The sequence below is a fragment of the Bacillus hominis genome, assembly GCF_018332515.1.
GTDB classification, from domain to species: domain Bacteria; phylum Bacillota; class Bacilli; order Bacillales; family Bacillaceae_G; genus Bacillus_A; species Bacillus_A hominis.
In genome coordinates, this window is sequence record NZ_BOQD01000386.1 from 1 (window position 1) to 746 (window position 746).

At 32.8% G+C, this 746-nt stretch carries 1 protein-coding gene; it reads left to right on the plus strand.

Going from position 1 to position 746, the window contains the following annotated elements:
- Nucleotides 1-337 precede the first annotated feature (337 nt).
- Entirely contained in the window at nucleotides 338-694 is a 357-nt protein-coding gene (locus KI356_RS25350) for a YgzB family protein (protein WP_002063699.1), read from the plus strand.
- Nucleotides 695-746: the final 52 nt, after the last annotated feature.

The following is a 746-nucleotide window of genomic DNA, read 5'->3' on the forward strand; positions in this document are numbered from 1 at the left end:
AGTTTTCAAAGAACTACTTCGTCGCTCAATTGCGACTTCCTTATGTTAACATCTTCGTTTTTCGATGTCAACTAAGTTTTTTAAATTTCTTTTTTATCGTTTACTGCGTTTCCGCATCAGCGACGTTTATTAATATATCATGCAGTATATGTAGGGTCAATACTTTTTATAAAAAAATTTCACATCCCGTTAAAAACTTAATTAAACAGCTCCCACAACATCATCCCTCTCCATTCATTCTTTACACATAGCTACATTCTTATCATTTCACTAAGTTTACGCACGAGTGAAAATTCTAAATTTTGTGTTATATTATTATTATAGGAGTGTGGTGAGAATGAGCATTAAGTATTCGAACAAAATTAATAAAATCCGGACCTTTGCATTAAGTTTAGTATTTATCGGTCTCTTCATTGCATACTTAGGAGTCTTTTTCCGCGACAACATTATTATTATGACAACATTTATGATGGTTGGCTTTTTAGCTGTTATCGCTAGTACTGTCGTTTACTTTTGGATTGGTATGTTATCTACTAAGACTGTACAAATTATTTGTCCAAGCTGCGATAAGCCAACAAAAATGCTCGGTCGTGTCGACGCATGTATGCATTGCAACCAACCTTTAACACTCGATCCGAGTTTAGAAGGAAAAGAATTTAATGAGAAGTACAATAAAAAAAGCTATAAAGGATAACAGGTACTTTCACTTTAGTATTTTTTAATCTCCATATAATAAAGAAAGAGGG